General features: G+C 53.0%; 19 protein-coding genes. 6 read left to right on the top strand and 13 right to left on the bottom strand.

Annotated elements, in window-relative coordinates:
• Positions 1-12: 12 nt before the first annotated feature.
• The 10 genes from AC3CB2_RS11005 to AC3CB2_RS10960 form a co-directional block, all read right to left on the bottom strand.
• Positions 13-1,338 carry a bifunctional folylpolyglutamate synthase/dihydrofolate synthase gene (locus tag AC3CB2_RS11005; RefSeq protein ID WP_352932245.1) on the bottom strand — a complete coding sequence of 442 codons (1,326 nt, stop codon included), beginning with the start codon at positions 1,336-1,338 and terminating at the stop codon, positions 13-15.
• A 95-nt stretch (positions 1,339-1,433) separates the two neighbouring features.
• Positions 1,434-2,354 carry an acetyl-CoA carboxylase, carboxyltransferase subunit beta gene (gene accD, locus AC3CB2_RS11000; protein ID WP_008550714.1) on the bottom strand — a complete coding sequence of 307 codons (921 nt, stop codon included), beginning with the start codon at positions 2,352-2,354 and terminating at the stop codon, positions 1,434-1,436.
• A 72-nt stretch (positions 2,355-2,426) separates the two neighbouring features.
• Complete coding sequence (gene trpA / locus AC3CB2_RS10995) at positions 2,427-3,257, bottom strand: tryptophan synthase subunit alpha (protein ID WP_352932248.1); 831 nt, start codon at positions 3,255-3,257, stop codon at positions 2,427-2,429.
• Positions 3,258-3,660: 403 nt separating this feature from the next.
• Positions 3,661-4,743, bottom strand: a complete 1,083-nt coding sequence (gene trpS, locus AC3CB2_RS10990) for a tryptophan--tRNA ligase (protein ID WP_352932250.1) — start codon at positions 4,741-4,743, stop codon at positions 3,661-3,663.
• Between the two features lie 162 nt (positions 4,744-4,905).
• Positions 4,906-6,459: a murein biosynthesis integral membrane protein MurJ gene (gene murJ, locus AC3CB2_RS10985; protein WP_352932252.1), complete on the bottom strand. Its 1,554-nt coding sequence runs from the start codon at positions 6,457-6,459 to the stop codon at positions 4,906-4,908.
• A gap of 6 nt (positions 6,460-6,465) precedes the next feature.
• A complete protein-coding gene (locus AC3CB2_RS10980; RefSeq protein WP_352932254.1) occupies positions 6,466-9,294 on the bottom strand; it encodes a [protein-PII] uridylyltransferase in 2,829 nt (942 codons plus the stop codon).
• Positions 9,295-9,508: 214 nt separating this feature from the next.
• Positions 9,509-9,880, bottom strand: a complete 372-nt coding sequence (locus AC3CB2_RS10975) for a helix-turn-helix domain-containing protein (RefSeq protein ID WP_008550300.1) — start codon at positions 9,878-9,880, stop codon at positions 9,509-9,511.
• An 18-nt stretch (positions 9,881-9,898) separates the two neighbouring features.
• Positions 9,899-10,570: a Smr/MutS family protein gene (locus tag AC3CB2_RS10970; RefSeq protein WP_352932256.1), complete on the bottom strand. Its 672-nt coding sequence runs from the start codon at positions 10,568-10,570 to the stop codon at positions 9,899-9,901.
• A 23-nt stretch (positions 10,571-10,593) separates the two neighbouring features.
• Positions 10,594-11,592, bottom strand: coding sequence for a murein transglycosylase A (mltA, locus tag AC3CB2_RS10965; protein WP_352932258.1), 999 nt, complete (start codon positions 11,590-11,592; stop codon positions 10,594-10,596).
• Between the two features lie 104 nt (positions 11,593-11,696).
• Positions 11,697-12,443, bottom strand: coding sequence for a Tim44/TimA family putative adaptor protein (locus tag AC3CB2_RS10960; protein ID WP_008550406.1), 747 nt, complete (start codon positions 12,441-12,443; stop codon positions 11,697-11,699).
• Positions 12,444-12,737: 294 nt separating this feature from the next.
• Here AC3CB2_RS10960 and AC3CB2_RS10955 point away from each other — a divergent pair, with 294 nt between their 5' ends.
• The gene (locus tag AC3CB2_RS10955) at positions 12,738-13,268 is read left to right on the top strand and encodes an FxsA family protein (RefSeq protein ID WP_352932260.1); all 531 of its coding nucleotides are present in this window, start codon (positions 12,738-12,740) and stop codon (positions 13,266-13,268) included.
• A gap of 10 nt (positions 13,269-13,278) precedes the next feature.
• On the opposite strand, the gene AC3CB2_RS10950 is transcribed toward AC3CB2_RS10955, so the two are convergent.
• Positions 13,279-14,472 carry a serine hydrolase gene (locus AC3CB2_RS10950; RefSeq protein WP_352932262.1) on the bottom strand — a complete coding sequence of 398 codons (1,194 nt, stop codon included), beginning with the start codon at positions 14,470-14,472 and terminating at the stop codon, positions 13,279-13,281.
• A gap of 225 nt (positions 14,473-14,697) precedes the next feature.
• Here AC3CB2_RS10950 and AC3CB2_RS10945 point away from each other — a divergent pair, with 225 nt between their 5' ends.
• The 3 genes from AC3CB2_RS10945 to AC3CB2_RS10935 all read left to right on the top strand — a co-directional run bounded on the left by AC3CB2_RS10945 (position 14,698) and on the right by AC3CB2_RS10935 (position 17,173).
• Positions 14,698-15,744 carry an acyltransferase family protein gene (locus AC3CB2_RS10945; RefSeq protein WP_083416820.1) on the top strand — a complete coding sequence of 349 codons (1,047 nt, stop codon included), beginning with the start codon at positions 14,698-14,700 and terminating at the stop codon, positions 15,742-15,744.
• A 176-nt stretch (positions 15,745-15,920) separates the two neighbouring features.
• Positions 15,921-16,697: a DUF2092 domain-containing protein gene (locus AC3CB2_RS10940; RefSeq protein ID WP_054784563.1), complete on the top strand. Its 777-nt coding sequence runs from the start codon at positions 15,921-15,923 to the stop codon at positions 16,695-16,697.
• Positions 16,694-17,173 (top strand): hypothetical protein, encoded by a 480-nt coding sequence (locus tag AC3CB2_RS10935; protein ID WP_352932265.1) that lies wholly within the window; start codon positions 16,694-16,696, stop codon positions 17,171-17,173. Before AC3CB2_RS10940 ends, AC3CB2_RS10935 begins: the two co-directional genes overlap by 4 nt.
• Before the next feature lie 95 nt (positions 17,174-17,268).
• On the opposite strand, the gene AC3CB2_RS10930 is transcribed toward AC3CB2_RS10935, so the two are convergent.
• The gene (locus AC3CB2_RS10930) at positions 17,269-18,039 is read right to left on the bottom strand and encodes an SDR family NAD(P)-dependent oxidoreductase (RefSeq protein WP_352932267.1); all 771 of its coding nucleotides are present in this window, start codon (positions 18,037-18,039) and stop codon (positions 17,269-17,271) included.
• 77 nt (positions 18,040-18,116) lie between these two features.
• On the opposite strand from AC3CB2_RS10930, the gene AC3CB2_RS10925 reads away from it, so the two are divergent.
• Both AC3CB2_RS10925 and polA read left to right on the top strand, forming a co-directional pair.
• Complete coding sequence (locus AC3CB2_RS10925; RefSeq protein ID WP_352932269.1) at positions 18,117-18,728, top strand: TetR/AcrR family transcriptional regulator; 612 nt, start codon at positions 18,117-18,119, stop codon at positions 18,726-18,728.
• Between the two features lie 127 nt (positions 18,729-18,855).
• Positions 18,856-21,798, top strand: coding sequence for a DNA polymerase I (polA, locus tag AC3CB2_RS10920; RefSeq protein WP_352932272.1), 2,943 nt, complete (start codon positions 18,856-18,858; stop codon positions 21,796-21,798).
• 162 nt (positions 21,799-21,960) lie between these two features.
• On the opposite strand, the gene AC3CB2_RS10915 is transcribed toward polA, so the two are convergent.
• Positions 21,961-24,249, bottom strand: coding sequence for an amidohydrolase family protein (locus AC3CB2_RS10915; RefSeq protein ID WP_352932273.1), 2,289 nt, complete (start codon positions 24,247-24,249; stop codon positions 21,961-21,963).
• Positions 24,250-24,358: the final 109 nt, after the last annotated feature.

Genomic DNA, 24,358 nt, shown 5'->3' with positions numbered 1-24,358 from the left:
ATCGAATCAGCGTTACTCTGGCGGTGTGCCGTTTTTATCCAGCACTTCACCTGCAAGATACAGTGAGCCACCAAACAGAATGCGCGGTGCCTCTTCCTCATCCAATGACCGCCCGACAACCTCAGAGATAGCATCTTCCAGTGTCTCATGAGACGAGGCGGACAGACCTGCAGCCTGTGCAATCTCAGCAAGCTCCTCCGGAAAACGCCCCGCAGCCGTGGTCGTCAGCGGCACGCACATCACATGCTTTGCCAGCCCCTCAAACTGCTGGAAGAAGCCTTCAGGATCCTTCGTGTTCATCATGCCCATCACCAAAAAGGTTGGGCGCGAGGCCTTGTCAGTCAGGTCCGCAAGAAATGCCGAGATTACCTTTGCGGCGCCGGGGTTGTGTCCCCCATCCACCCAGATCTCTGTGTTCTCCGGCAGTCTCTCAAACAACTTGCCTTCATAAAGCGGCTGCATCCGTGCAGGCCAGTTGATCGACCGCAGCGCCTTGTCACAAGCCGCCCGTGCCTCTTCACTCTCCAGCAAGCCCGCAGCGCGCAGAGCAGCTAAAGCCAGGCCGGAGTTGGAAAGTTGATGGAAACCGGCAAGCTTTGGTGGTGAAAGGTCCATAAGGCCGAATTCATCCTGATAGACAAGCCGTCCCCCCTCTTCCCAGGCAGAAAACTCCTGTCCCTGGAACCAGATCGGTGCCCGCACCCTGCCCGCCTTGTTCTCAATCACATCCCGAATAGTATCCGCCTGAGGCCCAACCACAACCGGACAACCCGGTTTGATGATCCCCGCCTTTTCCATGGCAATGCCTTCAAGGCTGTCACCCAGGAAGTTCTCGTGATCCTTGGAAACCGGTGTGATGATGCTGACCAGCGGGTTTTCAATAACGTTGGTGGCATCCAGAACCCCACCAAGGCCAACCTCCAGAACCAGATAATCAGCTGGGTTGTCAGCAAACAGACAGAACGCAACAGCGGTTGTTGCTTCAAAGAATGTCAGCTCATGACCATCATTGGCCTTCTCAACACGCTTAATCGCCTCCAGCAGCGACTCATCTTCAACAAACCGCCCTGTCGCTCCCAACCGAACACGCTCGTTAAAGCGAACCAGATGCGGAGAGGAGTAAACATGAACCGTCTTGCCCTGTGCCTCCAGAAGTGCCCGAATGGACGCACCGGTAGAGCCTTTGCCGTTGGTGCCTGCTACATGGAAAGTCGGCGGAATGCGCTTCTCTGGGTTTCCCAGCGCCTTGAGAACCCGATGCATGCGATCAAGGGATAAATCAATCTCGTCCGGATGAAGTTTCATCAAGCGATTAAGGGCAATATCGATCTTGTTCATAGGCTCTGCACCTGCTGGGAATTCAATAAAGAAAAAGCCCGGCACAGTATGCCGGACTTTTAAAAACAAGTCGTAAGTCCATAACCCGTATGGATTTAGGAAGTCGCAGCAACCTCAGTGCCTGCTTCTGGTTCTGCCGGCTTTTCTTCAAGCACTGGCAGCTGAGCGTCACGCTTCATCAGCAGGTTACACAGGTTGGAAATGGTTTCTTTCAGGTCGTGACGGTGCACAACCATGTCGACCATGCCGTGATCACGCAGATACTCAGAACGCTGGAAGCCTTCTGGCAGCTTCTCACGAATGGTCTGTTCAATCACACGCTGTCCAGCAAAGCCGATCAGAGCATTTGGCTCAGCAATGTGCACGTCACCCAGCATCGCGTAGGAAGCTGTCACACCACCGGTCGTCGGGTTAGTCAGCACCACGATGTAAGGCAGACCTGCTTCACGAAGCATCTGCACAGTCACAGTTGTGCGTGGCAGCTGCATCAGGGAAAGGATGCCTTCCTGCATGCGTGCACCGCCAGATGCAGCGAACATGACGAAAGGTGTTTTGTGCTCAACAGCATATTCCATGCCGCGGATGATAGCTTCACCAGCTGCCATACCCAAAGAACCGCCCATGAAGGCGAAGTCCTGAACAGCAGTGGTCATGTCGTAGCCGTTCACCTTACCGTTTGCGACCACAACAGAGTCGGTCATGTCGGTCTTGGCTTTGGCGTCCTTCAGGCGGTCAACATACTTGCGCTGATCGCGGAACTTGAGCGGATCGACAGTAACTTCCGGAGTTTCGATCTTGGTGTACTCACCTTTGTCGAAGAAATACTCCAGGCGCTTCTTGCTGGAGATGCGCATGTGGAAGTTGGAGTTCGGCACGACCCACTGGTTTGCCTCAAGGTCGCGATGGAACACCATCTCGCCTGTTTCAGGGCACTTGATCCAAAGGTTTTCCGGTACTTCGCGCTTTTCGAGAAAGCTGCGGATTTTCGGCCGTACGACGTTGTTAATCCAGTTCACGGGCAGCCGCCTGTCTTTAATTTCGTTTTCGATTTTTAATGGCCATTAAACGGGCCATACGTAAAGCAATACTTATTTCCGAGCTTTTTCTACACCCACACGTAGTGAGCTCACAAGGTCGGTAACAGCAGCTTGTGTCTGATTTGTGGCTTTACCATTCTCATCAAGGCTCTTGCGAATTGCCTCAACAAGGATGGAGCCAACCACCACACCATCAGCGTGTTTGCCAATTTCCTCAGCCTGTTCAGCAGTTTTAATGCCAAAGCCAACAGCTACAGGAAGATCTGTGTGGGATTTAATTCGTGTAACCGCCTGTGCAACGGCGGTTGTGTCTGCAGCAGCAGATCCGGTAACACCGGTAACGGACACGTAATAAACGAATCCAGAGGTGTTCGCCAGAACAGTTGGCAGGCGTTTGTCGTCAGTTGTTGGCGTGGTCAGGCGAATGAAGTTTACACCGCCCTCAATTGCCGGAATGCAGAGTTCATCATCTGCCTCAGCAGGCACATCAACAACAATCAGGCCATCAACGCCAGCTTCGCGCGCTTCTTTCACAAACGCTGCGCTGCTGCGTACATAGATTGGGTTGTAATAACCCATCAGAACGATTGGGGTGTCATTGTCCTTTTTACGAAACTCACGCACCATCTGAAGGGTCTTGTCCATGGTGTGCCCATGCGCCAGAGAGCGCTGAGTCGCCAGCTGGATTGGAACACCTTCAGCCATCGGGTCGGAAAACGGCATGCCAAGCTCAATAACATCACTGCCAGCTTCCGGAAGAGCATCCAGAATAGCTTGTGAGGTGGCGAGGTCCGGGTCTCCAGCCGTAATAAAAGTTACGAGTGCAGGACGTCCTTCAGCCTTGAGCTTTGCGAAGCGTCGATCAATACGAGTTTCAATCATTCATCCGACCATCTGATGTATTGGGGCAAGCCCCACCAATCAATCAGCAAGGATGTAGGGGTGCAACTAGCCCCATGTCAATAAACACAGCGCAAATAGAATGCGTTTCTGGCGATTTTTATGAGAAATAGACAACAGCTCCAGAGAATATCCAGCGATATAGACTCGTGAAGGCGGCGATTAACCATTACGTCAATCAAACTATTGCCTTTTCTGATCTTGTGAATGCGCCAATGGAAGCCGACACAACACTCTAAAAAAACAAAAAAGCCGCAGATGATCAGCGGCTTTCTGACAGCGTATCTCCGAAAAGTGGAAACCGGTTTTCGGATAAAGATACGTGAGAGTAAAAAATGAAAGCAGTTCAAATGTGAACTGCTTTCATCTTGAAACTAAACGCAAATTAGTTGCGGCGGCTTTCAAGGAAGCCAACAATGCGGCGTACATCATGTAGCACTGGCTCAGCGATTTCCGCAGCGCGCTCTGCACCATCACGAAGAACAGCATCAACGCTTGCAGGATCGTCCATGATCCGGCGCATTTCATTGTTCATTGGAGCCAGTTTATCAACCGCCAGCTCAGAAAGGGCAGGCTTGAATGCTGAGAACTGCTGACCGCCGAACTCGCCCAGAACCTCTGCTTTGGACTTGCCAGCAAGAGCCGCGTAAATGCCAACGAGGTTGTCAGCTTCCGCACGACCTTCCAGACCATCCACTTCACTCGGAAGAGCCTCAGGATCTGTCTTTGCTTTTCTGATCTTCTTCGCAATGGTGTCCTGATCATCAGTCAGGTTGATGCGGGAAAGATCAGAAGGATCAGACTTGGACATCTTCTTATTGCCGTCACGCAGGCTCATGATACGGGTCGCAGGACCAGTGATCATTGGCTCGGTGATCGGGAAGTACAGCTCATCTGGTGCTTCGTGAGAAGGCTCAGGGTTAGGAACACCCAGACCCAGCTCTTTGATGCGCTCAGCAAAGTCATTGTTGAACTTCTGCGCAATATCGCGTGTCAGCTCAAGGTGCTGCTTCTGGTCATCGCCAACCGGAACGTGGGTTGCGCGGTAAGCCAGAATGTCTGCTGCCATCAGGTTTGGATAAGCAAACAGACCAACGGAAGCGTTTTCCGCGTTCTTCCCTGCTTTGTCCTTGAACTGAGTCATACGCTTCAGCCAGCCCATACGAGCAATACAGTTGAAGATCCATGCCAGCTCAGCATGTTCTTTCACCTGACTCTGGTTGAAGATGATCGACTTCTTCGGATCAACACCGGCTGCGAGGTAAGCAGCTGTTACTTCGCGGGTCTGCTGCGTCAGCTCGGCAGGATCCTGCCAGACTGTGATCGCATGCATGTCAACGATGGAGAAGATAGTCGGCATCTGGTCCTGAAGCGGAACAAAGCGGACAATCGCACCAAGGTAGTTACCGAGGTGGAGGTTTCCGGTTGGTTGTACACCGGAGAAAACGCGAGGCTGAAACGCCGTCATAACAAATATCCCTAGGCTTGGGCCTGTTGGAAGGGCCAGTGGGTTGCGCGAGCATAGATTGAATGGGTGACAAACAAACTAGGACAGCCCGCGCAGAGTAAGCCCGGTGGTTATGACTGCGCTTTTGCGTATGCGCAAGTGCTTTACAAAGCCGGAAAGCCGTTATCGCCGCAATTTCTGCAATTGTGCGCGAAAATCTACAGTGCCGGTCAGCTGTACCAGAATTCCAAAGGAAACCAGTCCGATAGCGACCAGAATGACAAGCTCACTGGCGCGCACCACAAACAGGTTGGAGGCTGATAGGGGCTCCAGAACAAGCGTGCCGCCATAAACCACAACGCCCATCAATGCGCTGGCAAAGCCCAATAGCGGAATTCTCTTCATCAATGCGCTGTCGATGACGAAATGACCACGTCGCCAAAGCACAAACGCCAGCAAGCTGGTGTTGACCCACCCTGCAGCTGTCGTGCCGATTGCAATGCCAACGTGCTTGAAGCCTGGGAACAGCAGGATCGACAGGGCAACGTTCACCACCATACCCACGGCAGCAAAGTACATCGGTGTTTTGGTATCTTCTCGCGCAAAGAAGCCCGGAGACAGCACCTTGTTCAGCACAAATGCTGGCAAACCAACGGCAAATGCCATCAACGCCAGCGCCGTTTGCTCAACAGCCGCATCAGTAAACTGACCACGCTGGAACAGCACCGCAATCACAGTGTCGGGAATAATCACGAGCGCAACAGCAGCCGGAAGCGTCAGAGCAAGTGCAAACTCCATGGACCGGTTCTGCGTATGATAAACCAGCTCTTCCTGTCCCGAGCGCAACTGCCGTGTCAGGCTCGGCAACAGCACAACGCCAATCGCAATGCCCACCACGCCAAGAGGCAGCTGATAGATGCGGTCCGCGTAGTAAAGGTATGAATTTGCACTGCTTTCCAGCGATGCGATGATCGTGCCGACCGTAATGTTAATCTGGGTAATCCCCCCGGCAATCACACCGGGAACCCCCAGCACCAACAGACGCTTAACACCGGGTGTCCAGCGCGGTCGCATAATTGGAATGCTGAACCCAAGCCGCTTCATGCCAATGGCAACAACAGCCAGTTGCACAACGCCAGCAACAGCAACACCAACCACCAGCAATACGCCAGTGGTCTGGTTCGGCTCCATGCCGTAAAAGCCGATGCCCGCCAGCACCGCCATCATCACCACATTGAGCATGACAGGCGCCATCGCAGCAGCCAGAAACCGCTGAAATGTATTGAGAATTCCGCTGATAAAAGCGAGCAATGACATAAACAGCAAATACGGAAAAGCAATCCGCGACATCAAGACGGTGAGGTCAAACTTTGCCGGATCAGAATAGTAGCCCGGTGCCAGCAGATGCACGAGCAAAGGCATAAACACCTCGGCCAGTGCGAGGATAACAACCAGCGTCCAGAAAAGAGCAGCTGCGATCTCACCCGCAAACTGCCGTGCGCCGTGCTCGCCATCCTCCTCAACAGAGCGGGCAAACAGCGGCACGAAGGCTGAATTGAATGCACCCTCTGCGAACAATCGGCGGAACAGGTTAGGCAACCGAAAAGCCACTACAAAAGCATCCGCAACGGGGCCGGTGCCCACAAAGGCAGCCAACATAACGTCTCGCCCGAAGCCGCAAAGGCGGCTCAGCATCGTCGCGCCACCAACCGTGGCGAAGCTCTTGAAAAGGCTCATATAAAATTACTTACCTGTAAGTTTTTGAGGTCTACGGCGTGAGCTCATAGGTGCTTTTTGTGGCTTTTTACCGTCAAATGCATTTTTAAGTCTATCGCGAATGGATTCCTGTCGGCCCACATTGTGAACTTTCTGGCCGGTCAGATCCGTCACATAAAATACGTCCACCGCCTTCTCCCCAAACGTTCCAACATGCGCGCTGGCAATGTTCAGGTTCAATGCAGAAATCTCGGTGGTCAGATCAGAAAGCAAACCAGGTCGATCAAGGCCAGTCACTTCAAGAACAGTATAGTTCTCAGACCATGAATTGCTAACCAAAACAGTGGTTTGCAGGGAAAATGCCTTGCTCCGTGCATTTGGTTTTTTCGCCAGTCCTTTCACTTCCGGCACTGGTGTAGTCCCACGCAATGCTTCTTTGATCAGACAACAAATCCGCTCACCACGACGATACTCATCATCATCTTCCGGTAGCTCACGACTGATATAGATCGTATCTAGCGCGAGGCCGTCCTTGGTGGTGTCGATGTGTGCGTCCACGATGTTCGCACCAGCCGCAAAACAAGCCTGCGCGATCGTGGAAAGAAGCCGCGGATGGTCCGGCGCCAGAACGGTGATTTCTGTAACACCTTCAAAGGCATGCGGTTTTACAGCGGTCGCCAGATGCTCTTCTTCCGCATCCGTCATTCGGATCAGGTTGGCATGGTTGATCTTGCTCTTCAGATCAACGCGCAGCCAATAGGCCGGATAATGACGGTTGAGGTAGTTGTCCAACTCCTCATCGGACCAGCCTTCGAGCTTCTCAGCCAGCTCCTGCTTAGCAAAATCAACACGTTGCTGCTGGCTCATGCGGCCATGGCCACCACTGAGAATGGTTTCGCTCTCATAATAAAGCGTGCGCAGCAGCTGGCCTTTCCAGCCATTGAACACATTGGGACCTACAGCCCGAATGTCTGCAACGGTCAAGATCAACAGCAGCTGTAAGCGCTCCAGACTCTGCACTTTGCGGCAGAAATCCTTGATGGTTTTGGGATCACTCAAGTCGCGAGACTGTGCGACGGTGCTCATCTCCAGATGCTGTTCAATAAGCCAGGCCACCGTATCGGTTTCTGCGGGAGAAAGCCCCAGACGCGGGCAAATCTTGCGTGCAATCTTCGCTCCAGCAATAGAATGATCCTCAGGCCGTCCCTTCGCCACATCATGCAAAAGCATTGCAACATAAAGAACTTTTCGGCTGTGAACCGACTTGATGAGGTCTGTCGCCAACGGATGGCTATCCCCACCCATCCCGCGCTCAATTTCAGAAAGCACACCGATGGACCGGATGAGATGCTCATCAACGGTGTAGTGGTGGTACATGTTGAACTGCATCATAGCCACGACCTTCCGGAACTCCGGCAGGAACTGTCCGAGAATGGAAGACTCGTTCATCGCGCGTAGAACGGTTTCCGGATCGCTGCGACTGGTCAGGATCTTCAGGAACAACCTGTTCGCCTGTTCATTCTTGCGGAAGTCAGCATTGATCAATCGGCGAGATCGACGAACCAATTTCAGCAATTCCGGATGCATATCCAGATTGGTTTTGTCGATCAGATAGAAAACTCGGATCAGATTGACCGGGTCTTTTTCAAAGATATCCTCCTTCGCCGCAACGATACGTCCATTCTCGACAAGGAAGTCCCTGGTACCCTTGATAGATCGCCGCTTATGCTTGCTGCCCGGAACAAAACTTCCCAAAAAACGCGAGATACTTGGAGCAGACTTTACATGCTGCTCTTCCAGTGCTGCTGCGAAAATACGGGTCAGATCACCAACGTCTTTCGCAACAAGGAAGTAGTGCTTCATGAACCGCTCAACAGCGCGCATGCCGGGGTGGTCCATATAGCCGAGCCGGTCAGCGATTTCTCGTTGCACATCAAAGCTTAAGCGCTCTTCTGGCCGGTTCGTCAGAAAATGCAGATGACAGCGCACAGCCCAGAGAAAGTCCTGACTTTTTCGGAACCGATTCAATACACGTCGGGAGAAGACACCCTTCTCAACCAATCCTAAGCCATTGGGAACACGATAGAAATACTTAGCGATCCAGAACAGCGTGTTCAGATCACGCATCCCGCCCTTGCCTTCTTTGACATTCGGCTCCACCAGATAGCGCGAAGCACCATGCCGCTCATGCCGATCATCCCTCTCTGCCAGCTTGGCTGCGATGAACTCCGGCCCGGAACCTGAAACGATTTCCTTATCGAAGCGCTTGGTAAGTTCTTGAAATAACTCAAGATCACCCCACACATACCGTGCTTCCAGAATGGCAGTTCGCACAGTCATATCTTCACGGCACTGCTTGATGGTCTCATCAAGGTTGCGGGTTGAGTGGCCGACTTTCAGGCCCATGTCCCAGAGCATGTAGAGGATGAACTCAACGACCTGATCACCCCAGGGCGTTTGCTTGTATGGCCAGAGGAAGAGCAGGTCCACATCCGAATGCGGTGCCAGTGTTCCGCGACCATAACCACCAACGGCGATCACACTGATGCGTTCAGATTTCGTTGGATTTTCAACGGGATAGACGTGTGTAACCGCAAAATCATAGATCACCTGAATGATCATATCCTGCACGCAGGACAGGCGCTCAGAACAACGGCGTCCCTGCCCGTCATCCATCAGGAGCTTTTCGATTTCCTTGCGGGCTTCTTTGTGAGTGGATTTCAGCTTGGTCAGAACTTCACTGCGCAGCTTAAAGCTGCTGCCGTCGCCATCGTACTTTTCAACCAGCTTGCTTAGTTCGTTGAGAAGCGATTTGGGATCAACCAGTTGATCCACTTTGAGTTCTTCAGGCGTCATATCAGCAGTCCACTTCAAAAGTCAGCACACTGACTTTACAGAGCTTTGATTGCTTAGACTACTGCGTATCTCCGAAAAGTGGGTGCCGGTTTTCGGACAAAGATACGCGGACAACAAAGCGTATCTCCGAAAAGTGGGCACCGGTTTTCGGATAAAGATACGCAAAAAACGAATCCTAAAGCAGTTCATTTTCTTCAGCTAAATACGAACTGCTTTAGATATTGTCGCGAGAGCTAACCACTCTTAGTTGGTGAATGAGGTGCTCAAGGGATTCTTCGGAAAGACCGTTGATCTTGGAAGCCAGCATGTTGGTTAGCTCCGTCGCCCGAGGTGTCAGGCCACCTGTATCGATGGTGATCTTCGGATTGGAAAGTTCCGCAAGCCGTTGAAGTTCCTCAGCTTCATCCCAGATCACGTTGAAGTAGGTGATGATGCGCTGAACCATGTACCAGGTCGGGGTACCACGCTTGCCGTGTTCAAGCGCGCTCAGGTAGGCTGAGGAAACCGAAAGGGCCTCCGCCATCTCCTTCAGGGTAATGTTCTGCTTTGCCCGCAGCTCCCTAACCTTGGCTCCAAAAGGTGTCATCCTGCTGAAATTCCTAAGCTATTTCTTGCGCTTGCGGATGCGAACGTAAAGCGCACCGCTGCCCCCATGCGAAACGTGAGCTTGATCGAAGCCTACCACACAGCTGCGCATATCAGGAAGAGAAAGCCACTGCGGCACCATTCTGCGCAGAACACCGCGATCGTCGCCGTATGGACTATGCGAGTTATCCAGCCCCTTACCGGTGATCACCAACACCAGTGAATAGCCCATGGCCTGCGATTGATAGATGAACGAGGTTAAGCGTTGGTGTGCCTGATACTGGGTCAGACCATGAAGGTCGATCCGCGCATCGATATAGCCCTTCCCACCGCGAACAACTTTCTTGCGCTCTTTCTTGTTCAGCGGCGAAAGTGGCGGAATTGGTGGCACAACCGGCGTCGGTGGAGTGTAGTCCGGAGCCGTCTTCCCTTTGTAACCACGCGACTTTTTCGCCTGTGGCTTTGGCGGAGAAACAAGTTGCGGCTTCAGCTCCGGCTGAGGGGCTTTAGCGGTCTGTGCGTTGATAAGTGGTTGATCAGGTTCGGAAAGCTGCGTTGTGTCTTCCAGCAGGTCAGAAAGGCGCTCTTGATGCCATGGTGTCAGAGTGGCTTTCACCCTGTTCCACAAGCGCTTGTCTGCTTCCGTCAGCTGCTTTGTCTTGGCTCGCTTTGTGCGATCACCATTCGTCATCTATCCGATCCGTCCACGATCAATTATTCTTTTGGAACAAGGAGATAGAATTCCGCACGGTGACGGATATTCCCGGCAATTGCACCTGCCTCTGCACCACTTCCAACATAGATATCGCCACGCGCCGGGCCTTTGATGGCTGACCCGGTGTCTTGGGCAACCATAAGCTTGGCGAAGCGATCACCTGATTTGTCGTAGGTCCTTAACTCACTAGAGACAAAAATTAAACTGCCATATGTGTGCAGATCATCATCAATTGCCAGTGATCTCAGGTCCGTAAGCGCTGTTCCTGCACCTCCAATGGCGGCAACCTCAGCGTTTTCCGGAGATTGTAACTCAAAGAAGATGTAGGATTTATTGTGCCGGAACACGTCTTTTTGCTGAGATGGATTCGCGGATAACCATGCCCGAAGCGCATCCATGCCCATGTTTTCACGGGTGATTTCGCCGCGCTCAATGAGGACACGGCCAATCGCAGTGTAGTCATGGCCGGATTTGCCTGCAAACGCCAGGCGGCGCAGTTCGCCATTGGTCAGGCGAACCCGCGCAGAACCCTGAACAGCTGTAAAAAATGCATCTATCGGGTCTTTCACCCAAAGCACTTCAAGGTCCATTCCATCCAGCGCGCCGTCCATAACATCCCCGCGTGTCGGCATCACTTTCAGGTTCTTCGGATAACCGTGAAGGGGGACAACATATTCGCCAGTGCGAACAAGCGAGCCTTTCAGCTCTGGCATGTAATAGCCGGTCACAAACCCGTCGTCCTCAACGCGGCGGAACGTAAAGTGTTGTTCCAGAAAGGCTTTTGCTTCCCGTCCGTCGTTTGCGTTGATTTTGCGCGATTTTGCGCAGATAGCGCGTAATTTTGCGTCGCTAATGCCAAACGCTTTGGTCGGCAGCGTTCGGCCCTCGCTTCCCTCGCAATGCGCTACAAATGCGGAAAGGGCCGCAGAGTGATCATCTGCAGCCCATCCTTCGATTTCGTTGGGATCAAGTGGCCCGGAGAGCTTCGCGCTTCGCATGGTCCTATGGTCATTTCCTAGGGTAGCTGTAGCAGCAGAACTTATCCCCGCCGCGACGGTGAGAGTCATAATGAACCTCACTACGCCGCGAGAGAAAGAAAACGTCATGCAGATTCAGTTGCAACCAGTTTCCAGTTTGGATCGTTCACACCAGTCACGCGAGCAAAGGTCCAGATGTCGGTCAGCTCGCTCACCGCTGTTGGGTCACCATCCACGATACGGTTTTCAGAATCCCGTGTCGCGGTGATCAGCTGGCTCTTGAAGCGAACGGTCACTTCAGCAAGGCTGTCTTTCTGGTTGAACACGGCTTCCACGATGTCAGCCTTGTCGATGCCCACGAAGGTGGACTCAACACGCTCATTGCGGCTTTCACGGTCATCAATCGCTGCGGAGAAACCGGTGAATACCTCAGGAGAAAGCAGGTCTTTGAGCGTACGGCGATCACCCTGAGCAAACGACATCAGAATGATTTCGTAAGCGCCACGGGCACCTTCTACGAACTCTTTAGGATTGAAAGACGGCTCAGCTTTCCAGATTTCGCGCAGGCCGTGGTTCAGATCAGTGCCCTTCTTGGCAACCTTGTCGATCTCGGCCTCAATCTGTTCGCGAGCTTCACGCTCAGCGCGCTCAGGGTCGTGGTGAACATGTTCACTGCCTGGAAGAGGAATAACATTGTCCTCATTCTCAGGTGCCTGAGTCTTTTGAGAGTCTTGTTTTTGTTGGGCAGAATACGGGTCAAAAGGTTGACGCTCGTTACCGGTGCGATTGCCCAAAACGGAGCGTAACCGCAGGAAAATAACAACTGCCGCAATAAGGAAGATGATGTTGTAGACGTCGAATATTTCGTTCATTCCGAGTACCGACCGGTCCTTTACTCGTTGGCTGCCAGGCGCCGATGATCAAATGCTTTAGATATCTAGATAAGGTGCTCTAACTCATTTTTACAGGCTCTGTCACTAATTTAAGGTTTCTATCAGCAACATCCAGCTATTTCGTGTTCATCCCAACGCCTTTTTAAGGTCTTAACACGCAAGTATAAGCTTAAATCAGTCATTGCAATTCTGCAGAAACAACCCACTATATGAAAGATCACTTCAAATTGAGGTGATCAACAAACACAATAGACCTGAACCAACGCGGACGCTATGCCACTCGGACTTATCATTCTTGCCTGTTTCATTCTGCTGCCAACTATTGAGATCTATCTCTTTATTGAAGTCGGAAGTGTCATCGGCGCAATCCCAACCATCCTGCTGACTGTAGCTTCCGCAGCTGCCGGCACATATATGCTGCGCCAGCAAGGCCTGTCTTTGCTCATGCGCATGCGCGCTGAAATGGATGCTGGCCGGGTTCCAAGTCACGAGATGATGCATGGCGCCATGATCGTCTTTGCAGGCCTGATGTTGTTGATCCCTGGCTTCTTTACGGATGCGATCGGTCTTCTGCTGTTTATCCCGCCAGTGCGCGAGGTCATCGGCAACTATCTGGCCCGTCATGTGAAGGTGCAGAACATTCACGTCAATCCGGGCTACCGTCGTCAGGATGGAACTGTAGACCTGAACGAAGACGAGTGGAGCTCTTCCCGTCACGGTGAAGAGGACACCCCGTCCCGCCCACGCTCCAATGATCCGGACCAGATCAGCCCATGGTCGGGCGACAACGACAAACGTCGCTAATCAGCAAAGCTTACTGGAGAGCCGCCTGAACAGAGGCCGGGCTCTCCAACAGTGTCGCGACCAGTGCCAGCAGATAAGTTATATTCAGCTCCTGCTCATCATTCCATGTGGTTGAAAAACACCAGCTGTTGCCATCACCATCTTCCAGCGCATACGTCATGTTGAGCACGCCGATCTCGCTGCCGCCCTTATAAGCGTAGGCCACCCAGTTATCCGGCTCCGCTACGCCCGGGTTCACAAAAATCCCTTTGATATCCTTCACTTTCCTCACGATCTTGCAAAGCTCGCGATTGGAAATGTACCATTCAATGCCTTCCGTCAAAGGCACGGAAACCTTGTCGATTGGGGGCAACTGAGCAGGCAACGCCGCAAGAATGCGCGCCCGTTCTTCTGGTCCGGCCTGACGATAAGCCTCGGCGGTTTTCTCATCGGCTTTCAAATGAAACAGCTGCTGCGTGGTAAGTGCTGGAGAGGTTTCTCCCGGCAGCATCACATTTTCCTGTCCCACCAGATCCATCAGCAAGTCCGTGGCGGTGTTATCGGAGATCTCGATCATGTTGCGGGCCACATCCAGCAAAACGAACTTCTTGCCCACTGGCTCGTTCTGCATCGTTCCACCTGGATACGAGATATGCCGTTGTTCAAGTGTGATTTTCTCCTGCCAGATCAGGTCTCCATCTCTCACCCGCTGTGCCAGCTGGTCCAGCACATACAGCTTGAAGGCAGACCCGACGGCGAGCCGATCATCACTGTTATGCTCCGCATGCACTGTGTCGTTCTGCATCAGCAAAAAGCTCTGTTTAGGCGCTTGCTTCTTCATGTGGTCCAGCAAGTCTTCATGCTTCACGTCCTTCACCAGCGCAAAACGAAACAGTAGACCCGTCAGCTGACCATCCTTGTTCTGCTTCAAAAGCGTTGGGATTGTGTAGGATTTCGTCTCTACGAGAAACTTATGCGGATCCTGTGTTGGCACCACATCAACCGCCGGACCATAAATCGAGCGCTGTTCTGAAAGGATGGAAACCAGCAGCTCTTTTGGGATCTTCTTGTAGACCTCTGGCGCAAAATCATCAGCATCAAACTCAGGCCCATTCCAGACTTTCTTGAGCACTTCCACCGGGCTCTTCGCCTCTTGCGCACCAGCAGAACCCGAGGCCACTACGAACACCAGTAGAACGCATAACGCCTTAAAATAACTAAGCAATTGCATCTCCAGAATATCTACTCGAAGTATATGCATCCTAGGCACATAAAAACTAACATTACCTTAGGTGACGGAGTGGCCAACCATGCCAAAGCAGCTCGTCGTACCCCCTCAGAGTCCCTGCCGGTAACCAACAAATAAAGTTGAAGAGAACCACGCTAGTATTCACGACCCTTAAAACTTATAATTGCACGAATTAATTAGTGTATTTGTGGGCGGGATTACATGGCGGCGCATCAAACCTCCAGTCGAGTGGATTGGGTCGACTACGCGAAAGGCTTCTGTATCTTTCTCGTGGTGATGATGCATTCAACCCTTGGGGTTGGCAGCGCCATCGGTGAAATGGGCTTCATGGGCGACATCGTTGCATTCGCTAAACCCTTCCGCATGCCGGACTTTTTTATGATCTCCGGCCTCTTTCTAGCCCTGACACTGGACCGGGACTGGCGCCTGTATCTGGACCGTAAAGTGGTCCATTTCTTCTACTTCTACATTCTCTGGCTCACCATCCAGTTTGGCATGAAGGCACCGTCCTTCGCTGCCGAGTTCGGCTGGGATGGCGTGTTGATGCACTACGCCCTCGCCTTCGTACAGCCCTTCGGAACCCTCTGGTTCATCTACGCTCTACCGGTCTTCTTCGTCATCACCAAACTGCTGCACTCGCTGAAAGTGCCATGGCAGGTGACCATGCTGGTCGCCGCAGGCCTTCAGATCAGCCAAGTGCACACCGGTTCCGTGCTGATTGACGAAACCGCCTCCCGCTTTGTGTTCTTCTTCGCAGGCTACGTGTTCGCGCAAAAAATCTTCGTGATTGCCGATTGGGTGCGCGAAAACACCATGAAAGGCCTGGCCTTTGTCTTCGTCTGGGCCGTAGTCAATGGCCTCTTCGTCGGCTACGGCTACGCAGACCTGCCCTTTGCATCTCTGGCGCTTGGCGGACTGGGCGCATTGGCAGTGATCACCGTCTCAGCGCTGCTGTCCAAGGTTAAAGCGCTGGACCTGCTCCGCTACATGGGCAAGAACTCCATCGTGATCTACCTGTCCTTCTTCTTCCCGATGGCCGTATCCCGCACCATCCTGCTGAAACTGGGGATCATTGAAGACGCAGGCCTGATCTCGCTGATCGTCACCTGCACGGCGACCATTGCACCAATGATCCTGTTCTGGCTGATCAGCAAACTCGGATACGGCCAGTTCCTGTTCAAACGACCAGCATGGGCTTACATCGCAGAAATGCCGCGTGCCAAAAGCCCTGCACCCTCACCAACCTGAGCGCAGTGCTAAATGCTGATTTTGTGAGCTCTCGAAGCGTCCGCTGTCGGGGGCTTTTTCTATCAAGCCACAGCACCGCCAATTTTAGTGGTTGGGTTCAGAAGGTCTTTCCGGTCTTTGCTTAGTGTTTCCCGTGAAACAGCTATTCGCGTGACAAGATCAGGGAAGACACATCCATGAAACTCGGGGCTCTCAGGGTTCTGCCGCTACTTCTCATTTTGATCGCCATCGGCTGGCTGGAGCTGCGCCCCTTCCCAGCTGTTGCGCAAAAAGAGGACAAAGCCCGGCAAATCCTTCACGAGACCATCGAGAAGTTCCAGGACATCAAGCAGATGACGTTCACGGTCTATGCCAGTGAAGAACGCATCTTCAAAGACATGGTGCCACTCAACTTCGTCTTCGAGTACACAGTCAACATCCTCGGTCAGGGTGATCTTAAGATCGATCTCCCGCGCCCGAATGGCGTCAGCGAAATCTACCTCGACGACGGCATCATCACCTACTTCGACAAAACGCGGAACATCTACACGCAGGGCGACTTCAACGGCACCGCCTCAGAGCTGATTGAAGTCCTGCGCAACGACTTCCAGCTCACTCTGCCCGGTATCGATCTAGTCAACCCGGAGCTGGACAAGATGGTCGATGAGCTGACAACCCGCTCCGTCTATGTGGGCCGCGAAGTCCTGCCCGAAGGCGTCGCCCATCATCTCGCCTTCTTTAATGACGAAGTAGATTGGCAGCTATGGGTCTACGAAGACACCGGCCTGCCCGGTTATCTCATTATCACCTATAAGGAAATCGGCGGACTGCCTCAAACGCACCTGTCATATCGGGGATGGAACCTTGATCCCCAGTTGCAGCCGAAAGACTTCAGGTTCCAGGCACCAGAAGGTGCGGAACGCTTCAGCCTGCCCGCCCTTTCAGCAGTAGAAAACGGAGGGAACTCAAGATGAGTTGCTCCACCACCCATATCCTCGGCCACACCGTCAGAACGCTGGCAATGCTGGCCCTCCTCTCCGGCTTCAGTCTCTCTGCAACTCAGGCTCAGGAAACCCCTCCACCACCCAAACAGGCCACGCCTGCTGAGGTCGTTGAGTGTGAGGAAGACTTCATGAAGCGCGAGGGCAAGACGGATCTGGGGACCTCCCAATACCGCGACAAGATCCGCGATCTTTGCAACAAATCCGTCCTTGGCGCGCAAAAATCTGAGAACGGAAACGAACCAGCCACCAACGATTACTACTTCAGCGGCGATAACAGCGGCTTCGTCTATGACCTCAGCGACGAATGCCAGCAGGTGCGCATTCAGGATGAGCTGATCTTCATCTGCCCGGAAGGCAAATACAAACCCACCATCCGCAACAACCGCACCGGCTTCATGCCTTACACCGAGCCCACAGAACCCATCCGCCCCGGCGAAAAGCCGTGAGGAAAATCGCGGGTTAGCGCCCTGTTTGCTCGCGGTACTTGTCAGTCTGACCCAATGCCCAACTGCGAGGTTGCCCTATCCTCTGGTTTGGACTTTTACGCCTGACAGAACGCTCTTCGTGTAGCCTTCAACATCATTCGTCGGGGCAAAATTGCTGATAAAATCAACAGCATACGCTCTGTTGGAGTCGTAATTGTAAGACGGTGTGGAGGCTTGTTTGACATGCAAGCACGAACGACTAAATTTGCAAATCGTTCTGGGTCATTTCCGCTTTCTTCGCTTTTCGCCATACTATTTATTGCACGTGTTGTGGAAGGCTCATAGGGGTCGTTGTCGGATGGACTTCGCCTTCTCGCTGCACCAAAGTCAGTTCGATGATCTCCCGGTTCCACCAGCATAACGTGGAGCCCGAAAGGGGCGACCTCCATTGATAAAGCCGCCGCATAGTTCGCAATCGCAGCTTTGGATGCGCTGTAAAGCGCTTGAAAGGGGATTGGGAGCCGTGATGCAATAGAGCCAATAATCACAATCGTTCCTGCTCTCCTTTTTCGCATATCAGGAAGAAAGGCGCGTACCATTCTATCAACGCCAAGTAGGTTGGTGTTGATCTGTCGAGCAGCTTCGGAAGCAGCTGTCATTTCGATAGGGCCAGCGATGCCAGAACCCGCATTCAATATCAAACAGTCGGGGACAAGGTTGATGCGGTTGCGAAGTGCAATCACAGAATCTTCGTCGCACACATCAAGTTCTTCTAAAGTGCCTCCATGGCGAGATGTACCAATCGCTTGCCATCCGTTTACTGTAAAAGCTTTTAGCATCGCGGCACCCAGCCCTTTGGAGGCACCGGAAATTAAAACAGAATTCATGAGCAATTCTCCAGATTTCAAATATGTTATCGATGGTAACATTGGTTGAGGCTATCTGGTCAAGTGGAAAGTTATCAATGGTAACATCGAGGCAAGAAAAACAAATTTCGGGCGCATCTGAGTATCATCACGGACGATTGCGTGAGGCGCTTCTGGACGCTGTCGAAGCCCAGTTGCCTGAAAAGGGGCCTGAGGGAGTGAGCTTACGGGCTGCCGCCAAGCATGCAGGTGTGTCCTCTGCTGCAGCGTTCAGGCACTTTAAAGACAAGCGGGCTGTGATGACGGCCGTTGCTGTCCGCGCACATCGCGGCATGGCAGAGCATATGGAAACTGCAGCAACTGAAGCGCGCAGTGCGGGGCTCTCGGTATTTTCCGCTAAAGGGCGAGCCTATCTGGACTTTGCTCTTTCTGAGCCAGCCAAGTTCAAAACAATGTTCCGCACGGCATTGTTGGATGAGGCCGATGTCGATTTAGTCGAAGCAGAGGCACGCATGACGCGCTTATTGCTGAACGATGCTGGTGAAGATGAAAATCACACTGAAATCCCAGCTAAATCCCTGCTTGCGTGGGGAGCCGTGCACGGCCTGGCAATGCTCTCGATTGAAGGTGGATTGCCCAACACAGCCATGAAGGATGATCGCTCAGCAATTCTGGAGGCATTAGAGCTGTTAGAACCGCAGGATGAGTGAGAGTAACTTCATTTTTGTGAGGTGGAAGTTGAGAGCCTGGTAGCCAGAGGCCGGTCCAACCCTACCATCCGCTAAAACATCATTGAAAAAGGGTTAATAGCCCTTTCTTTGTGCGCAATTGACGGGCATGATCCAGCCCATGTCGACACAATCCATTGCCCCAGCTCTCACAGAGAACGATCACCTCATCCTGATCGATGGCTCTACCTTCATTTTCCGCGCGTATCACGCGCTGCCGCCGCTTACTCGCAAGCCCGACGGATTGCCCGTTGGCGCGGTTTCCGGCTTCTGCAACATGCTCTGGAAAATGATGCAGGAAGGCCCGACCAAGGAAGAAGGCGACGAGCCAACACACTTCGCCGTGATTTTCGATAAGTCCGGCAAAACCTTCCGCAACGATTTCTACCCGGAATACAAAGCCCACCGCCCACCGCCGCCAGAAGATCTGCGCCCGCAGTTTGGCCTGATCCGTCAGGCAACGCGCGCATTCGGCGTGCCTGCCATTGAGCAGCAGGGCTACGAGGCCGACGATCTGATCGCCACCTACGCCCGTCAGGCAGAGGCCCAAGGCGCCCGCGTGACCATTGTTTCCGGCGATAAAGACCTGATGCAGCTTGTCACCGATAAGATCGGCATGGTCGATACCATGAAGAACAAGATCATCGGCAAGCCTGAGGTTTTCGAGAAGTTTGGCGTTGGTCCGGAAAAGGTCGTCGAAGTGCAGTCGCTGGCAGGCGATAGCGTCGATAACGTGCCGGGCGTTCCAGGCATTGGCCTGAAAACCGCCGCTCTGCTTATCAATGAGTTCGGTGATCTGGATACCCTTCTGGAACAAGCCGAAACCATCAAGCAGAAGAAGCGCCGCGAGAACCTTATCGAGTTCGCTGAACAGGCCCGCATCTCCAAGCGCCTTGTACAGCTGGAAGAAGCCGTGCCGGTAGAAACCCCAGTTGAAGACTTCTCCGTTTGTGACGTCGACGGTGCGCAGGCAGTTGGCTTCCTCAAAGCCATGGGCTTCACCAGCCTCACCAAGAAAGTGGCCGATAAAACCGGTGTCGTGCTGGAAAACATCGAAGCCGCTGACATTGTGATCGAAGGCTGGGAAAGCACTGCAAAACCGGCAGAACAAGCTGAGGATTCTGCGGGAGAACTTGAGGGTAAAGCATGGACTGCCGCCCCTCTGGCAGAGAAAGTTGCAGCTGAAATATCTGCACTTCCTATAGATAATTCCGCATACGAAACAGTTTCCACCGTTGAGCGCCTCAAAGAGTGGATAGCGGAAGCCTATGAAGTGGGCTATGTGGCTGTGGACACCGAGACGGATGCCCTCAACGCCATGGAAGCTGGCCTCGTCGGCGTCTCCCTCTCCTGCACACCGGGCAAGGCCTGCTACATCCCGCTGGCCCATGTGGACGGCGAAGGCGATCTCCTCGGTGGCGGCGCGCTGCTGGAAGGCCAGATCCCGCTTCAGGAAGCCATCTCGCTGCTCAAGCCAATGCTGGAAGATCCGGCTGTCCTCAAAATCGCGCAGAACATGAAGTACGATTGGCTCGTGCTCAAGCGCTACGGCGTGGAAATGGCGCCGTTTGATGACACCATGCTGCTCTCCTACGCGCTCGACGCGGGCATGGGCGGCAATGGCATGGACGAGCTCTCCCAGCGCTGGCTCAACCACACGCCAATCCCGTTCAAGGAAGTGTGCGGCTCCGGCAAATCCCAGATCTCCTTCGACAAGGTGCCGCTGGACAAAGCCACCGCCTATGCGGCCGAAGATGCAGACGTCACCCTGCGCCTTTGGAAAATCCTCAAACCACGCCTCGCCGCTGAGGAAATGACTGTGGTTTATGAGCGTCTGGAGCGCCCAATGGTGGCGACGCTGGCCAAAATGGAGCGCCGCGGCATCTCAATCGACCGTCAGATGCTCTCCCTGCTCTCCGGTGAGTTTGCCCAGGGCGCAGCGCGTCTGGAAAGCGAAATCCACGACGTCGCGGGTGAAATCTTCAACGTTGGCTCGCCAAAGCAGTTGGGTGAAATCCTGTTCGGCAAAATGGGTCTTCCTGGCGGCAAAAAAACCAAGACTGGCGCTTGGTCCACCTCCGCCTCCGTGCTGGATGATCTGGCCGCCCAGGGCCATGAGCTGCCAAGCAAAATCGTCGAGTGGCGCCAGCTGAGCAAGCTGAAATCCACCTACACCGACGCCCTGCCAAGCTTCATCAATCAGGAGACGGGCCGCGTCCACACCTCGTTCTCGCTGGCGTCCACCTCCACGGGCCGTTTGTCCTCGTCCGAGCCAAACATCCAGAACATCCCGATCAGAACCTCTGAGGGCCGCAAAATCCGTCAGGCATTTATCGCGGAAAAGGGCAAGAAGCTCATTTCTGCCGATTACAGCCAGATCGAACTTCGTGTGCTCGCGCACATGGCCGATATTCCGCAGCTCAAACAGGCGTTTGCTGATGGGCTCGACATTCACGCCATGACAGCCTCCGAGATGTTTGGTGTGCCGATTGAGGGCATGGACCCGATGGTCCGCCGCCGAGCCAAAGCGATCAACTTCGGCATCATCTACGGCATTTCCGCGTTCGGCCTCGCCAACCAACTGGGCATCGCACGCGGCGAAGCAGGCGACTACATCAAAACGTATTTTGAGCGTTTCCCAGGCATCAAAGACTACATGGAAGAAACCAAAAAGTTCGTCCATGCAAATGGTTACGTCGAAACCATCTTTGGCCGCCGCGCCCACTATCCGGATGTAAACACCAAAAACCCGAATATGCGTCAGTTCTACGAGCGCGCCGCCATCAACGCCCCAATTCAGGGCTCTGCAGCAGATATCATCCGCCGCGCCATGGTGCGTATGGACGAGGTTCTGGAAACAGCCAATCTGGACGCGCAAATGCTGCTGCAGGTGCACGACGAATTGATCTTTGAACTGCCTGAGGATCAGGTGGAAGAGACCAAAAAACTCGTCATCGCCACCATGGAAAAAGCAACAGAACCAGCCCTCCAGCTCTCTGTCCCCCTCAAGGTGGAAGCAGAAGCCGCAGACAACTGGGAAGAGGCGCACTAGCGCCTCTTTTTCCCTCAGGCGTGGCCTCAAGCTCCCATCGGTGTCATCCCGGCCCCCGAGCCGGGATCTATTGGGCATTCAGAGCCACGGGGAACACCAAAGCAAAAAGGCCAGCTTCGCAAATTAGAAGCCGGCCTTTCGATCATCCTCTGAGTGAAATGGCTAGTTGAACATCTCAACCTTTCCACATTTCTTATCTGAGAAGCTCTCTGGCTTCCATTGCTTGCCTGCCAGGTAGGTGTAGCAGACTTTGATTTTGTTGATAGCTTTCGGGCTATTGACGCCTTTGCTGGCATTCAGCGGGCTGCGATCCAGAATAACCAGATCAGCAACCTTGCCCTCTACCAAGCTGCCGACCTTGTCATCAATCAGCGTTTGCTCGGCGGCGGTGATGGTGATGCCCTTCAAGTTCTCATAGACAGAACGACCATTATCATCGCCTTGCCATTTGCTTTCAGGCATGTTTTTGACCTGATCACCTTTGATATTGGGATAAACCCAAGTACTGCGTGTGACCATCTGCTCAACATACCAAAGCGGGTTCACCGGTGCGATGGGGGCATCGCTGTGCAGTGTGAAGGGTATTTCGTAGTCCACATCCAGTGAGGTTGTATCCAGAAGAGGGGCGCGTCCGTCGCGGTCGCCTTGCTCGCTGATTTTATTCAGGTCTTTGCCATCCAGCAGGCTAACAAAACCGCCGCCCCAATACCCAACATGGCCCGTCAGGTGCGAGACAATGAAGCTTAAGGGATAACGCTGCTGAGGCTGGCATTTCACAGCCCGTGCACCGGAGATGAGCGTGGAGAGTTCCTGAACAACTGGGTCCGGCACTGGCCCTGTCGGGTCTCCCCCAACGGTCGCGTGAATTAGGGTGACCGGGTTAGAGTTGCATTTTGAAGTGGTCAGATCAAACGCAATCTGGGCAGCAGCTCTCATTGCTTTGTCGCCATTGGTGTGGATTTGAATAGCCCAGCCTTTATTCCAGAAAGGTTCCAGGGCTGCATAAAAGCTGCCTGCACCTTTATCCAGATTGGAAATGCTTGGATAAGCGCTATTGTCCGGCTTATAAAACTTATAGTTCGCCCCATGCCAACCTGTCACAGGCGTTTTTACGCCGGCGTCTTCATCCACGCATATTCCCTCTGCATTATAGTCCTGCGTAAGAAAGGCGGAGCAGCCCTGTGTTGAGCCATCGGCCCAGAACTTGATGCCAATCGCCCCATAACGCCCATCCGTATTGGTGATTTCCTTGCCGTTACTGATCACAGTATCCGGCCAAGTTCCGGTCATTTCCTCCTCGGCGATCTTAAGAGCCGTTCGGTCCGGGTGCGCTGGGTCATTCGCCGTGGCAGAAATAAGCGTGCGAATGCGGAACGGAGTTGTAAAATTCCCATCCTCGTCTTTTTGCAAGGCCAGATCCTTGTTGAACTGAAGAATCGGCGTGTTAAAGCCGCCTCCATTCACAACCGTGGTGACGCCAGTTGCGGCAACCTTCTCAATAACAGGGGGAGCAGCAAGCAGGCCCGCGTCATAATTGAAGAAGAAGAACGGGCTTTCATGAGAAATGCCTGCCGTAGTTTGCATGGCAAAAATAAATGCACCATAAGAAGCTTCTTCCTGAATAAGGCCGGAAAAATACTCTTTCCCATCCTTGAGATAGGTCTCCCATTTGCCAAGAGGCTCAGGAGAAGGCACATAATTCTCTCCAGCCTCTTGTTTTGTAATTCTGTTTATTTCAGGCCCACACGGCCAATCACTGCATATATTGGCTTTCATAAAAGCTTGCCCGTTCACATAGCCAACATGCCCGGACTGATCCAGAATGAAGACAGGATGATCATCCGCCCCATCAACATTTTGCTCTATCTCGTCAGCAGGAAGAGACCGGAACTTGGCAACCCGCTCGATTTCTTCCGGGGTTACCCCAAATCGGGAAGGGTCAATCCCGTTCCCCACAATCCACGCCTTTTCAATCGGGTCTCCCTTTTCTGGAAAAGGAACCCATCGGTTCTTTGCATTGTTTAAAGTGTTCCATGTCCAATCCAGCCCGGATTGAACTCGCCCGTCATACACGCACTCGACTTCGTCTTTGAAGCGCGGCGCTTCCTGATTACTATAGGTGCGGTAGTTATAGGGCTCCGGCAGGCAGGGAGACAGATCTGCCACACCGGCAAAACTCACCACATTGGGCAGGTGCATATGCGGGTCAATAAAGCCGGGCATTAAAGCGGCGCCTTGCAGGTTGACTTTGTTGACTTCTTTTCTTTCTAGATACTCCTGAACATCACTCTCTTTCGTTAAAATATTAGCGATCTTGCCATCTTCAACCAGCACCCCCTTCGCCTCTTTGCTGGTGTCCCCTTGTTCATCCGCCATGGTGATAATATCGCCACCATAGAAGAGCGTGGTTTGTTGAGCATGTGCATGGGATAGCAGAGCAAGTACTGTCATTGAGACACAAGATGACAAAAGCACTATACGTGTCCCTAATCTTGTGTTGCACGTATTCTTTGGGGAATTGGATTTTAGCATTGTAAGTAAATCTCCTGTAATCAACAGG

It is taken from the genome of Pseudovibrio sp. SCP20 (assembly GCF_057774105.1).
The sequence above is the reverse complement of the archived record's forward strand: the minus strand, read 5'-3'. Positions and strand labels throughout refer to the sequence as shown.

Bases quoted from the DNA above. Each gene is read 5' to 3' on its own strand.
- AC3CB2_RS11005 (WP_352932245.1), bottom strand. From the start codon at position 1,338: ATGAACAAGATCGATATTGCCCTTAATCGCTTGATGAAACTTCATCCG.
- trpA (WP_352932248.1), bottom strand. From the start codon at position 3,257: ATGATTGAAACTCGTATTGATCGACGCTTCGCAAAGCTCAAGGCTGAA.
- trpS (WP_352932250.1), bottom strand. From the start codon at position 4,743: ATGACGGCGTTTCAGCCTCGCGTTTTCTCCGGTGTACAACCAACCGGA.
- murJ (WP_352932252.1), bottom strand. From the start codon at position 6,459: ATGAGCCTTTTCAAGAGCTTCGCCACGGTTGGTGGCGCGACGATGCTG.
- AC3CB2_RS10980 (WP_352932254.1), bottom strand. From the start codon at position 9,294: ATGACGCCTGAAGAACTCAAAGTGGATCAACTGGTTGATCCCAAATCG.
- AC3CB2_RS10975 (WP_008550300.1), bottom strand. From the start codon at position 9,880: ATGACACCTTTTGGAGCCAAGGTTAGGGAGCTGCGGGCAAAGCAGAAC.
- AC3CB2_RS10970 (WP_352932256.1), bottom strand. From the start codon at position 10,570: ATGACGAATGGTGATCGCACAAAGCGAGCCAAGACAAAGCAGCTGACG.
- mltA (WP_352932258.1), bottom strand. From the start codon at position 11,592: ATGCGAAGCGCGAAGCTCTCCGGGCCACTTGATCCCAACGAAATCGAA.
- AC3CB2_RS10960 (WP_008550406.1), bottom strand. From the start codon at position 12,443: ATGAACGAAATATTCGACGTCTACAACATCATCTTCCTTATTGCGGCA.
- AC3CB2_RS10955 (WP_352932260.1), top strand. From the start codon at position 12,738: ATGCCACTCGGACTTATCATTCTTGCCTGTTTCATTCTGCTGCCAACT.
- AC3CB2_RS10945 (WP_083416820.1), top strand. From the start codon at position 14,698: ATGGCGGCGCATCAAACCTCCAGTCGAGTGGATTGGGTCGACTACGCG.
- AC3CB2_RS10940 (WP_054784563.1), top strand. From the start codon at position 15,921: ATGAAACTCGGGGCTCTCAGGGTTCTGCCGCTACTTCTCATTTTGATC.
- AC3CB2_RS10935 (WP_352932265.1), top strand. From the start codon at position 16,694: ATGAGTTGCTCCACCACCCATATCCTCGGCCACACCGTCAGAACGCTG.
- AC3CB2_RS10930 (WP_352932267.1), bottom strand. From the start codon at position 18,039: ATGAATTCTGTTTTAATTTCCGGTGCCTCCAAAGGGCTGGGTGCCGCG.
- AC3CB2_RS10925 (WP_352932269.1), top strand. From the start codon at position 18,117: ATGGTAACATCGAGGCAAGAAAAACAAATTTCGGGCGCATCTGAGTAT.
- polA (WP_352932272.1), top strand. From the start codon at position 18,856: ATGATCCAGCCCATGTCGACACAATCCATTGCCCCAGCTCTCACAGAG.
- AC3CB2_RS10915 (WP_352932273.1), bottom strand. From the start codon at position 24,249: ATGACAGTACTTGCTCTGCTATCCCATGCACATGCTCAACAAACCACG.